Raw genomic sequence first — 13,198 nt, forward strand, 5'->3', positions numbered from 1 at the left:
TCGGGCTGTATCGTGCCGACCGGGGATAGGCCGCTGGGTCGTTGTTCAGGGTTTCGGCGCGAACTGCAATCGCGTCCAGACGCCGTAATGATCCGAAGCCCAGCGCCCGCTGTCATCTGGCTGGTCGAACAGAAGCCTGGCCTCCCGTGCAACCAGCTGATCCTGCTGGAAGAAGATGTGATCGATCCGCGAGGGCGCCGGGTAGTAATGCCGGTTGAGGGTGCTGACAGCCGCCAGGTCGGTGTTCACATGCACGCTGCCATAGCTGTCGCCATAGTGGCTGCGCAGCTCGCTCAGGTCACCCGCATCGACCAGTGCGTTGAAGTCGCCTGCGATCACCACCGGCGCGCCATCCGACGTTGCGGCGATGAAGCGCAACAGATCTTCCACCTGCGTCCGCCGGATGCGCTTGCCGCTTTCATCGCTGCGCTCATTGAGATGGGTTGCATAGAGGTTGACTGGCCGGCCCTCCACCTCGATGCGCAGGTGCGCCACGGTGCGGTAGTCGTCCAGCGGCAGCAGCAGGTGCTCGCCCTGGGCGAGGATCGGCTGTCGCGTCAACAGTGCGTTGCCGTAGCGCTTGGGCGCGCCGACCGGATCGGTGGACACGAACACGTATCGGTAGCCCAGCTGGCTGGCGAGCCATTGCGCCTGGTTGCGCACGTTGCGCCGCTGGATCACTTCCTGCAGCGCGATGGCATCAGGTTGCATGCGCTTGAGTTCTGCCAGGATCGTACGACGCCGCCTGGGCCAGTCCTCGCGGTCGTGGTGCAGGTTGAAGGTGACCATGCCCATGCCAGGCGCGTGGGCCGATGCGTCCCCATCGTCCGCCGGTGGTACGTCCGCCATCGCCGCGGCAGGCAGCGCCAGCGCGATCGCCATGCCCAGTGCGCACGCTGCCGCGCGCGCACGCCATGCCTTCCTACCCATGCTTACTGTCCCTTGCGCTCGGAGCGACGCACTGCCGCCGGCACTTCGATCTCGACGCGGGCCGGCAGTTCGTGCACATGCAGTTCGCGGTCGATCCATTCACCCGGCGCGCCATTGATGGTGGCGTCACCCGGTTCGCCCGCATAGGGCCACGGAAGCACGACGCCTCCAGCCGGTGGCACCATGCCGGGCTGCACCTCCAGCACCAGCAGCTTGTCACTGCGCCGCAACCGATAGTTCAACTGCCCCTGCGGCGTACGCAGGCCCTGCACCGCGATGCCCTCACCCTGCAGCCAGGCCGTTGGAACGCCGCCGGCCAGCACCAGTGACTCATCCATGTCGCGGCTATAGGCGAACATGTCCAGCGCCGAGCGCACGAAATCCGACGCGACCCATGCATGCGGCAGGTCGCCGACGAAGAACGGCTTGCGCGGTGTCCGCGAGACCACTTCCGCCCATTGGTTCCATGCCTGCGGGGCACGGTCCTTGAAGAAGAACTCGGTCGCCTGCCAGGCGCGGTCGCGCCAGCCCAGGCGCACGAAGGCGGCGACGTTGCGCCACTCATACGGCGTGTAGTCCTTCCATTCGCGCTTGCCATCGCGACGCGCGACGAATTCCTTCCAGTAACGCTCGAAGGTTGCTTCCAGGGCCTGCTGCGGCAGCCGGCCCTGCTCGCCCCCGGGCGCCAGCGCGATGGTCGTCGATGTCGCGTCGAAATCGCCCAGCTCCGCCGAGCCCGGCAGGTAATCGATGTTGTGCTGCTGCATGGCCGACAGCAGCGATGCCTGCAGGTCGTCGCGGAACTGATCGCGTGACTCGGCGATCTGCATCGCCTCCACCTTTCCCAGTTGCGTCGCCAGCAGCGCAGCGTCCTTGTAGCCACGCAGCGCCCAGAAGTTGTCCCAGTACGAATGCATCGGCTTGGCCGAGTAACCTTCGTGGCTGATCGAGGCCGGCATCATCCCGTAGAAGGCCGGGTTGCGTGCACGGTTCTCCTCGGTGCGCTCGCTGGCACGCAGCTGCTCCATGTACTGGTAGGCCCCCTGCACATGCGGCCACATCAGTTCCATGAACGTGCTGTCGCCGGTGTAGCGGCCATACTCGGCGATGTTGTAGATCAACTCACCATGGCTGTCGTTCTCCGGCACCGGGTCGCTGCCACGTGCGTCGACGCAGCACGGCACCTTGCCATTCTCGAACTGGAACGGCGCATACCAGTTGAGGTAGTCACGCACCGCGTCGCTGCGGCCCATGCGCAGCAACCCTTCGGAGATCATCGCGCCGTCGCGGATCCAGCTGCGCGCATACGAGCGCGTGCCCGGCTGCAGGCTTGGCCCGACGCGCGAGATCAGCATGTGCGCTACCGCGGTGCGCAGCGTGTCGACCATCGGCTGGCCCGCCTTCGGAACCTGCAGCGACACCACGCCGAGCTTGGCACGCCACATGTCGGCAACCTGCTGCTGCGCCTTTGCCACGTCCACGGCCTGCGGCGCCCAGCCACCGGTCTGCGGCAGTACCACCGCCACTTCGCGGCTTTGCCCGGGTTCCAGGGTGATCGTGTACAGCAGCGCGCCCGACGCCATGCCGGTGCTGTCCTTCACCGTGGTCGTCGCCGGCAGCTTGCCCGAGGCGAGGTGCATGGCATCGAGCTTGCCGTCGAAAGAGGTGGCAAAACGCGCATCAGGTACCTGCAGCGGGTAGATGCGTGGCTCGCCATTGATGCGGACCAGCTGCTCGCCGACGTCGAGGCTGTCGATGCGGCTGAAGCCGCCGGTGGTGTTGAGGAACTGGGTTGGCGGATTGACCTGCCAGGGGCGGATGGCCAACGCCAGCGTGTACTCGTGGGCCACCTTGTCCGGATTGCTCAGGCGGTAGCGACCGATCAGCTGCGCACGCTCGGGCGTGCCCTGCACGAATCCGGTGACCGCCAGCCCCACCTTCTCATGCACCCAGTCGACATTGGCGATGGGCAGGTAGCGATCCTGCAGCGACTGGGTGATGGCCACATCGCTCCAAGCGATCAGCTTGCCATCCAGGCGGACGAACGGCTCGATGCTGAAGCTGCCCTTGGCAGGCTCCAGCGCACCGTCTTCGCTGATCAGCGCCTGTTGCTGGCCGCCATCCAGACCCAGCAGGGTCCAGTACGGCTGTTCGCCCACGAACGCGCGCGGTACCGCACCGCGTGGGAGGTCAGCCGCAACCGACGACAGGAATGCATTGGGCGTGGCTGCGAAGTCCAGCGGCTTGAGCGTGATGTCACGGATGCCATAGCGCCAGTTCGGACCTGCCTGCAGGTCGAAGCGCACATAGCGCGCATCGGTATCCGGCAGCGCCAGCCAGTCACGGCCACCCCCACCGGCGGTCACTTCGCGTGCCGTGCGCCAGTCGCGTCCGTCCACGGACGTGCGCACGGTGTAGCGGGTCGCCTGCAGGTCCGGCAGCCAGTCGATCACCGCGCCGCCGATCTCGCGGCTCTTGTGCAGGTCCAGGCTGATGGTCTGCTGCTTCACCCCACCGCTGATCCAGAAGGTATCGCTCTTGCCGTCCACCATCCGGTCCTGCAGCGCCGTGGCGGTGTCGGCAATCACCTCCGGCCGCAGCGGCGATTCGTCCCGTGCGGGCAGGCCCTGCAGGGTCAGTCTGTCGAAGCACACCGTGCCGCGTCCGCCGACCTTGCTGTAGATCGTGAACTCGACTGCGGCGCTGCGCGCCATTTCCTTCTCCTGCGACGGCCCCCACGCCTTGTCGATCTGCCGACGCCGGTACTCGACCGGCGTCCACGACCTGGGAAAACTGTAACCGGGGCGGTTGACCCACCACACGTTGTCACCGCTGGCGTCGATCAGCTTGAACTGCAGATCATTGGCCGGTGAATCACCGCGCAGCTGGAAGCCGAAGCGGTAGTTGACCGGATACTCGACCGTCAGCGCGCGACGGATGCCGACGTAGCCCGATACGTTGTGGAAGTCGTAATCCAGGCACAGCGCGCGGCCGCCACCCGCGCCGCTGACCGGGCGCAGCGAGCCGCTGACCTGGTCGGACAGCACCAGCTTCCAGGCACTGACATCGTCGAAGTCGTCCAGCACCTTCGGCGCCGGCAGCGCCGGAGGGGCGGCGATCGCCAGGGAGGTCCACAACAGGCCCAGTCCAACGGCGATCGCACCCTTCATCCCTTCACGCTCCCCAGCAACAATCCTTGGATGTAGTACCGCTGCAGCACCAGGAACAGTGCCAGCACCGGAACCACGGTAACCACCGCGCCGGCCATCATCATTTCCACGTCCATGATGTGTTCGCGCGAGAGGGTGGCCAGGGCCACCGGCAAAGTGTAGTGCTCCTGATCGGTCAACACGATCAGCGGCCACATGAAATCGTTCCATGCGCCCATGAAGGTGAAGATCGCCAGGGTCACCAGCACCGGCTTGAGCATCGGCAGCACGATCTGGAAGAAGATGCGCAGCTCCCCTGCCCCGTCGATGCGCGCGGCCTCCAGCAGTTCGTCCGGGATCGACCGCGCGTACTGCCGCACCAGGAAGATGCCGAACACGCTCGCCAGCGCCGGCACGATCACGCCACCGAAGCTGTTGACCAGCCCCAGCTGCTTCATCAGCAGGAACAGCGGCAGCATCGCCACCTGGGCGGGAATGACCAGCGCCGCCATCAACACCTGGAACAGGCGCTCACGGCCAACGAAATTCAGCTTGGCGAACGCATAGCCGGCCATCGTATTGAGCAGCAGCGAACCCAGCGTGATCGCCAGCGACACCAGCAGGCTGTTGGCGAAATTGCCGCCCATGCCGGTACGCGCGAACAGCTCGTGGTAGTTGTGGGTGGTCACCTGCGAGGGCAACAGCGGAGGCGGGAAATGGCTGGCCTCGCCCTGCGGCATGAACGAGACCGAGACCATCCACAGCAGCGGCGCCAGGCTGACCAGGGCCAGCAGCAGCAACGCGCCGTTGATCCACCACGGATGCCAGCGCGACTGGCCGATTTCACGACTCATACCAACTGCCTCCTGCGGCCAAAGCGCAGCATCACGGTGGTCACCGCCAGGATGATCAGGAACAGCAGGAATGCCACCGCGGAGGCGCGCCCCAGGTTCCACCACTTGAAGCCTTCCTCGAACATGAAATACAGCACGCTGACCGTGCTCTGCAGCGGGTCGCCACGCGTCATCACGTAAGGCTCGGCGAACAGCTGGAAGTAGCCGGAGACGGTGATCACTCCGACCACAAGCAGCACCGGGCCGAGCATGGGCAGGGTGATGTGCAGGAACTGCTTCCAGCGCGAGGCACCGTCGATCCGCGCCGCTTCGTACAGATCATGCGGGATCGCCTGCAGGCCGGCCAGGAAGATCACCATGTTGTAGCCGAAGTTCTTCCACACCGCGAACAGCATGATGGTGGGCATCGCCCAGTTCGGATCGCCCAGCCAGTCGATCGGGCTGATGCCCAGATGGCCCAGGCCGTAGTTGACCAGGCCGTAGCTGGTATGGAACAGGTAGCGCCAGATCACCGCCACCGCCACCAGCGTGGTCACCACCGGCGCGAACAGCGCGGTGCGGAACAGCGCCTTGAAACGCGCGGCAGGCGCGTTCAGCAGCATCGCCGCGCCCAGTGACACACCGATCGACAGCGGCACACCGATCAGCACGAAGTAGCTGGTGTTCCACAGCGACTTCCAGAACATCGGCGTCTGCAGCAGGTCGATGTAGTTGCCGAGGCCGACGAAACGCAGGTTGCTGCTGTCGGCCAATGCGTACAGGTCGAAGTCGGTGACGCTGAGCGCCAGCGCCGAGGCGACCGGCAGGCCGAAGAACACCCCCAGCACGATCAGCGAGGGGCCTGCGAAGATCCATCCGGCCAGCGAAGTTCGTTTCATTGCGCGCTCCCATCGGCCAGGGTGCTGCTTGAACGCGTCGGCGATGGCGCGCGCTCCTGCAGGCGTTGTTGTTCATGCATCCAGCGACGCTTGGCCAGCACCTTGTCCACGCGCTGGTCCAGCTCGGCCACGGCGTCGTCCTGAGGCATCCCGCCGCGCACCACCTTTTCGGTGACGATGCGCATTTCCTGCACGATGCGCTCCCACTCAAGCACCTTGGGCGTCGGCCTGACCCGCTCCAGCTGGTCGCGGAACGCCGCCGCCAGCGGATCACCGGCCAGGGACGGTGCATCCCAGGCACTGCGACGCGGCGGCAGATCACCGATGATCGAATGGAAACGGGCCTGGATTTCCGGGCGCGACAGGAACTCGATCAGCTTCCAGGAGGCTTGCTTCTGCTGCGATTTGCGGAAGATCACCAGGCTGGTACCGCCGGCGATGCCCGCACCGGGGCCATCCGGGCCCGGCAACGCCGCGGTGCCCCACTGCCCTTCCAGCGCCTTCGGCTGCAGCTTCTTGAACTCGCGGATGTTCCAGGGGCCGGAGATGTAGAACACGTTGAAGCCGCGGAAGAATTCATCCCAGACATTGGAGATCTGCGTCTCGGACATCTTCGGCGCCCAGCCCTGCTCGAACATGTTGGCGTAGAAAGCCAGCGTGCGGCGGAAGCCCTGGCTTGAGAAGTTGCCACGGGTGTCGTCGTCGCGCAGCAGCGGATCGGGTTGCTGCAGCGCCAGCGACAGCTGCTGCTCGAACTCGTTGATCGGCATCAGCACGGCATAGCGGTTCGGGCCCTGCATGCGCTTGATCGCCGCCATCTGTTCGTTCCACTCCTGCCAGGTCCGCGGCGGGTGGTCGTAACCGGCCTTGGCCAGCAGGTCCTTGCGGTAATAGATCAGGCGGGTATCGACGTACCACGGCACGCCCACCAGCTCGCCATGGATCACGTTGGTGTCCCAGATGCCCTGGAAGTAATCCTTCGGGTCGACCACCGCCGAGCGCTGCACGAACGGTTGCAGCGGCGTCAGCGCATCGAGCTCGGCGAATTCGGGAACCCAGGTGTTGCCCAGCTGGCAGACATCGGGCAGGCCATCGGCGGCGAACGCGGTGAGCAGCTTCTCGTGCGCCGCGGTCCATGGGATGTTCTGCACATCCACCTTGATGCCGGGATTCTCGGCCTCGAATTCGTGGATCAGCTCGCTGACCACTTCCGCTTCGCGCCCCATCGCCCAGAAGCGCACGGTGGTGGTGCCCGGTTCGGTACGGGCGCAGCCCGCCACGACCAGCGCGGCCAGGGCCGGCAGCGCCCAGCGGCGCATGCGATGGAGCCAGTTCTGCACAGCGTTACTTTCCCTGGCCTGTGGTGCGGTTGGCATTGTTCTTCTGTTCCTGTGCGGCGGCCGCGCGTGACTCGGCGATGCCGACCGCGCGCGCCGATGCAGCCTTCTCGTCCTTCTGCAGTTCCAGCGGCTGGAACGAGCCCTCGGGGGCCAGCCAGCCGCCGCTGAATCCGGCGCGCTCCAGCCCCTTGCGGATGTAGGGGTTCTTCTTCATGACTTCCCACACGAAGTCGTTGCGGTAATTGGCGATCATGGTCAGGATCGGGCCTTGGTCGATGGCGATGTAGTCGCTGGCGACCCAGCCACGATCCGGCACCAGGCGCCCGGTCTTGATCGGAATGTCGTAGCTGAAGCTGGGATTGAACGAATCCAGGAAGCCGTAGCTGGAATAGATGTAATCGCCGAAGCGCTTGTGCATCTCCAGCGTGGCCGGAATGACCTGCTCCGGGGCGAACACGATCGAGGCCACCGCCGCGGTCGGCGCGATGGTGCCGTCGTCGAAGTTCTCGCGCAGGCCGGCGCCACGCGAGGAGTAGTGGCGGAACTGGCGCTGCTCGCCGCGATATTCCTGGGTGGTGTTCTGCGGACCATCGCTGGCGGTCAGTCCCCACACGTTCTCACCGTACTCCTTCCACTGCATCGGGTTGGCGATGGCGTACTCGCGCTGGGCCAGCGCGGCCGAGCGGCTGTTGAGGAAGTAGGTGCTGCCGCGCTCGCGCATGTAGGCATCCTGGATATCGCGGAAATCGATCCAGACATGGCTGTACTGGTGGCCGAACAGTGGCCCGAAGGACAGGTATTCCTGGCCCTGGTAGACGCCCCAGTCGTTGTCGTAGGTCCGGGTCCACACCGTCCATGCGTCGGGGCTGACCGGATGGGTGGGCGAGCCGAGGGCAAGGATGTACACCATCATCGCCTCGTTGTAGCCCATCCAGTCGTGGTCGATGAATCCGCTTTCGGGGAACCAGCCCATCGAGATCAGCGGCGCGCGCTGCTGCAGCCACGGCCAGTCGATCTTCCTGTACAGGGTATCGGCAATCTGCCGGATTTCCTTCTCGCGCGGATCATCGCCGTCGTAATAGGACTGCGCGAACAGCACGCCCATCATCAGCAGCGCGGTATCCACCGACGACAGTTCGACCCAGCTGTCGTAACGGCGGCCTTCCTGCATGTCCAGGAAGTGATAGTAGAAGCCCTTGTAGCCGGCCTTGCCGGTGCGCTGCGGGCCCATCGGCACGTCACGGAAGAATTTCAGCGTCGTCAGCGTGCGGTCGATCGCCTGGTTGCGGCTGACCCAGCCATTCTCGATGCCAATCGGATAGGCGGTGAGCGCGAAGCCGACCGAGGCGATGCTGGCGAACGGGCGTGACGGATAGCGGTCCGGTGTCAGGCCGTTCACTTCATTGGTGGTGTCCCAGAAGAACTGGAAGGTGCGGCGTTCAATGTCATCGAACAGCGGCGGCAGTTCCGGCTTCATCGGCCGCGGCGGTGCATCGGCCTCGATCAGGATCACCGGCGGCCGGGGTTTGGCGGGCTCCTGCTGGGCCGGCTTGCAGGCGGCGATGGCCAGGGTCATCGCTGCGGCGGACAACAGGTGGCGTGCCTGCATGGCGCGGTTCCTCCGGTGGACTGATCGATGGGAAAGCATAACGTCCAATGATCTGAAATCGTTTACAAACCACACATTTAAAAAAGCCACGGGAACGTGGCCTGACAGCGCGATCATCGCAGTTGCCGATGCCGCCGGCGAACCGGCGGCATCGACTCCTGCAGCAGGCGTACCCGCTTAGAAGCGGAAGCCCACTTCCGCCTTGATCTGGCGGGGCGTACCGATGATGTCACCGGTCTCGTTGTAGCTGGCCTGCAGCTTGCCGTTGGTCTTGACGTAGTTGTAGGTGGAGAAGTTGTCGAAATCGAACACGTTGATGATGTCCAGGCGAGCGTACAGCTCGGTATCACCCGGCATCTTGAACGTCTTCGTCGCCTGCAGGTCGACCGAGCGGTAGCCGAAGATCTTGCCACCCACCAGGAACTTGCCGTTGGCGTTGGGCACGGCCGCCTGCGGGGTCGGCAGGGTGTAGCCGCTGGCCTGCGGCACGGGGTACCAGTCGTTGACGGCCGTCGGCGTTGCCAGGGTGATCTTGCCGCCGAAGGTGATGCCCCAGAAGCCCGCGTACGAACCGGTCACCACCAGGCGGTGACGGGGAGCGCCGTTGGAACGGATGGTCGGGTAATCGCCGATCAGGCCACGGTCGAAGGCGTACTTCTCGTTGATGTCGCGGTTGTGGCGGGCGGTGGTCCAGGTGTAGGCGATCGAGGTGCCCCAGCCGCTTTCCTTGGTGAACGGCTTCTGCGCCGACAGCAGGACCTGGGTGGCGCGGGTCTTGATGCCCTGCTGGCCGATGATCAGGCTGCCGAAGCCCGGCACGTTGCAGCTCCAGGCCTGGCTCAGGCCCGGCTCGGTACCGCCGCACAGGCGCGGATCATCGAAGAACTGGCCGGTCGGGTAACGGTTGCCCAGGGTGAAGGCGAAACCGTCGTAGCTCAGGGTGCGGGCGATGGTGGCATCGGTCAGCCAGTCACCGATCTGGTTGCTCATGCCCAGGCTGAACTGATCCGAGTACGGTGCCTTCAGCTTGTTGTTCAGCAGGTCGACCTCCAGGCCGGCGTTGCTGGTCGATCCCACCAGCGCCTGCAGGTTGCCGATGCCGTTGAGCAGGTTCGGATTCCAGTCGTAGCAGGCGGCCTGACCGTTGATGCAGGTCCCGGTGGCCGGGTTGCGGAAGTAGATGGTCGGCTGCGGCAGGGCCAGCTTGGTGGTCTCCAGCTGCAGGTTGTCGAACAGGTCGCGGTCGTAGGAACGGCCGGCACCACCGTGGATCACATGCTGCTCGTCGGCGTTGATGTCATACGAGAAGCCCAGGCGCGGCTGCCAGGCATCCTTGAATGCCTTGCGGTTGTGACCGTTGCTGATGTAGTCGCTGATGTCCAGGCCGCCCAGCGCCAGCGAATCGGCGTAGGTCTGGCCGGCGGGTGCGCGCGGATCCTGCGAATAGATGGCATCGACCACCTGCTGCGGGGTCACGAAGTCCAGGTAGGACGGGGTCTTCTCGTAGTCCCAGCGCAGGCCGATGTTCAGCTGCAGGTGGTCATTGACCTGCCAGTCGTCCTGGATGAACACGCCGTACTGCTTGGACTTGGAGCGTACTTCGCCGGACACGCCCGACACGCCGGTCACCGGCTTGACGAACTGCGCCTTGTACGGAATCGAGTCCGGGAAGTCCGGATCACCCAGGGTGTAGGTGAAGGTCGGGTTGATCTGCGCCGCATCGGAAGCGTACAGGTCGATCTGCTTGTACTTCACGCCCATCTTGATGGTGTGGTCGCCCGCCCACTGGATGCCATCCAGGGTCAGGTTGTCTTCGATCGACCAGCCCTTCTGGCCCTTCACCTGCGAGTCCAGTGCCGAGGCGCCACCGATCTTCACGATCGTGCGGTCTTCAGGACCGTCCGGCGCGGTGTAGGTGATGCCGTTGGCCAGGGTCAGCGGGGTCGGGTTGTTGAACGAATCTTCGTGGGTGACCATCAATTCGTTGTAGTAGCGCTCGCCGCTGTGGTTCCAGCGCAGCGCGTAACGACGGTCGGTATTGACCACTTCACGGCCGGCTTCCGGCGAGGTCTGGCCACTGAACTGCGACTGCGTTTCGTCGCGGTCCTGGAAGGTCAGCTCGATGCGATCGTTGTCGGTCGGCTCGAAGTCGATCTTGCCGAAGATCAGGTCCTGCTGGAACGGCTGGCTGGCCGGGCCGAGACCGGCGGCGCCGGCGGGCGGCAGCAGACCGGCGGCACCGGTGACCGCACCGTCCGGTGCGATGGTGACCGGCAGGTCGAAGCGCTTGGCTTCGTAGGTCACGAAGAAGTGGGCCTTGTCCTGGATGATCGGGCCGCCCAGCGCGAAGCCGTATTCCTTCTCGGCCGACACCTGCTTGTCCTTGCCGCCCTGGCGTTCGGCCGGGGTCTTGGCGCGCATGTCCTCGTCGGTGTAGCGATAGAACGCCTCACCCTTGAATTCGTTGGTGCCGGACTTGGTCGCGGCGGTCACCGCAGCGCTCGAGACCTGGCCGTACTCGGCCTTGTAGTTGCCGCTGATGACCTTGTATTCGCCAATGGCCAGCTGCGGGAAGGGGTTGCCGGCGCTGCCGGACTGGCCGGCCACACCGCCACCCTTGACGTAGCTCTTCTGGCCCACGCCATCGATGTACACGTTGGTGCCATCGGCATTGGTGGCGCCGCCGCGCAGCGAGGTGTTGCCCTTCGCATCACGGGTGAAGATCAGGCCCGGCACCGCATCGGCGAACTCCAGGAAGTTGCGCGACACCTGCGGAGTGGTCTGGATCTGCTGCAGGCTGACGGTCTTGCCGACTTCGGACGTGCGCACTTCCTGCAGCAGGGTCGGCGCGACGACGTTGACGGTGTCCAGGTTGGTGGCCGCGGTTGAACCCGGGGTACTGCTGGCAGCGCCAGCGAAGTTCAGGGTGGCGGTGGAGGCCACGGTCACGGTGACCTTCTGGGTCTGGCCGTTGGCCACCACGTCGTAGGTGCCCGGGTCCAGGCCCATCAGCGAGTAGCTGCCGTCGGCGCGGACGGTGCCGCGGCGCACGGTGCCGGTCGCAACGTTGGTGGCGGTGACCTCCGAACCGGCCTGTGCGCCGGCAACCTGGCCGCGCAGGCTGGCGTTGGCCGACTGCGCCAGGGCGTTCGGGGCGGCGGCCAGCATCAGGCAGCTGACCAGTGCGGTGCTCAGCAGCCGGCGCGCCGGCGTGCGGATAGTGGAATGCATCATCAACTCAATCTCCGGGTGGCGGCGACCGCGTGTGCGGTCCCCTGCGATCAATCAAAAAAGAAGGAACGCCTCCGGCTTCAACGGCCGGATGGCGGAGTGGTGGAATCGCGAACAACGAGACGGGGTACCAAGGTCTGCTTGTCCCCGGCCCCTTCCGTGGAGGTGCCGTCCATCAACTGCATCAGGCGCGTCATCGCCCGATCGCCGAGCTCGGCGATGCTGACCTGCATGGTGGTCAGCGACGGGTGAACGAAACGTGCCAGCGGAATGTCATCAAAACCCGCCAGGGCGACATCGGACGGAACATGGACGCCTGCCTGCGCGAAGGCGTACAGGCAGCCAAGTGCCATCATGTCGTTGGCGGCGAACACGGCATCGGGCAGCGTGCCGGCTGCCAACAACTCCTGACCGGCGCGATGGCCGGAAGCTTCGTCGAAATCACCGGGCAGCTCGATGCCTTCGGCGCTGCCGCCGGCAGCCGCCAGCGCGTCACGGAAGCCGCGCAGGCGCTCGCGCGCGTCGAAGTTGAGGTCCGGGCCAGAAATGAAGGCGATGCGCCGGTGACCGGCATCGAGCAGATGACGGGTCATCGCCATTGCGCCCGCGTGGTCGTCGATGCTCAACACCGGATGATCCTGCCCAGGCAGGTAGGTGTTGATCAGTACGGTGGGCAGCGACTGCGGCAGGTTGTCGGTCAGGAAGCCGGGGCTCTCCGCATAGGGCGAGAGCACCAGCAGGCCATCGACACGCCCGCGCATGGCGCGCAGGGCAGCACCCTGCTGCTCCTGGTCGCCGTGGTAGCTGGACACCAGCAGATGCTGGCGGCGACTGCGGGCAACGCCGTCGATGCCGCGCATCAGCTCGGAGAAGAACTCGCCGTACAGGTCCGGCAGCACCACGCCCACCGTGTTGGTGCGGCGGCTGCTCAGGCTGCGGGCGGCGGCGTGCGGGGTGTAACGCAGCCGTGCGGCCACCTCCAGCACAAGCTGGCGGACCGGTTCGGCGACATTTTCATGCCCGTTGAGCGCGCGGGAAACCGTGGCCACGGAGACCCGGGCTTCGCGTGCGACATCCTTGATTGTAATGGCTGCCTTGTTCACGAAGCCGCCCTCCACGGCTTGGACCTACCAGCATTGGCGCGGAATGTAAGCGTTTCCATCTGGGCTTGTAAACTGTCCGTTAGACGAATGTCCTGAAATGGACA

Annotated in this window: 8 protein-coding genes; all 8 read right to left on the reverse strand. The window is 65.3% G+C overall.

Features of this window, described 5'->3' with window-relative positions:
* Positions 1-45 precede the first annotated feature (45 nt).
* The 8 genes from AC5P5M_RS01405 to AC5P5M_RS01440 all read right to left on the reverse strand — a co-directional run bounded on the left by AC5P5M_RS01405 (position 46) and on the right by AC5P5M_RS01440 (position 13,109).
* Positions 46-930, reverse strand: a complete 885-nt coding sequence (locus tag AC5P5M_RS01405) for an endonuclease/exonuclease/phosphatase family protein (RefSeq protein ID WP_495205497.1) — start codon at positions 928-930, stop codon at positions 46-48.
* Positions 931-932: 2 nt separating this feature from the next.
* A complete protein-coding gene (locus AC5P5M_RS01410) occupies positions 933-4,100 on the reverse strand; it encodes a discoidin domain-containing protein (RefSeq protein ID WP_495205498.1) in 3,168 nt (1,055 codons plus the stop codon).
* On the reverse strand, positions 4,097-4,933 hold the full coding sequence (locus AC5P5M_RS01415; protein WP_495205499.1) for a carbohydrate ABC transporter permease: 837 nt from the start codon (positions 4,931-4,933) through the stop codon (positions 4,097-4,099). Before AC5P5M_RS01415 ends, AC5P5M_RS01410 begins: the two co-directional genes overlap by 4 nt.
* Positions 4,930-5,811, reverse strand: coding sequence for a carbohydrate ABC transporter permease (locus AC5P5M_RS01420; protein ID WP_065175483.1), 882 nt, complete (start codon positions 5,809-5,811; stop codon positions 4,930-4,932). Before AC5P5M_RS01420 ends, AC5P5M_RS01415 begins: the two co-directional genes overlap by 4 nt.
* A complete protein-coding gene (locus AC5P5M_RS01425; protein WP_495205716.1) occupies positions 5,808-7,130 on the reverse strand; it encodes a sugar ABC transporter substrate-binding protein in 1,323 nt (440 codons plus the stop codon). The genes AC5P5M_RS01420 and AC5P5M_RS01425 overlap by 4 nt, the downstream gene beginning before the upstream one ends.
* A 25-nt stretch (positions 7,131-7,155) precedes the next feature.
* On the reverse strand, positions 7,156-8,760 hold the full coding sequence (locus tag AC5P5M_RS01430) for a glucoamylase family protein (RefSeq protein WP_053516886.1): 1,605 nt from the start codon (positions 8,758-8,760) through the stop codon (positions 7,156-7,158).
* Positions 8,761-8,937: 177 nt separating this feature from the next.
* The gene (locus AC5P5M_RS01435; protein ID WP_053516885.1) at positions 8,938-11,994 is read right to left on the reverse strand and encodes a TonB-dependent receptor; all 3,057 of its coding nucleotides are present in this window, start codon (positions 11,992-11,994) and stop codon (positions 8,938-8,940) included.
* Positions 11,995-12,071: 77 nt separating this feature from the next.
* On the reverse strand, positions 12,072-13,109 hold the full coding sequence (locus tag AC5P5M_RS01440) for a LacI family DNA-binding transcriptional regulator (protein ID WP_053516884.1): 1,038 nt from the start codon (positions 13,107-13,109) through the stop codon (positions 12,072-12,074).
* Positions 13,110-13,198: the final 89 nt, after the last annotated feature.

It is taken from the genome of Stenotrophomonas sp. YJH_SMC_106-19, assembly GCF_059368375.1.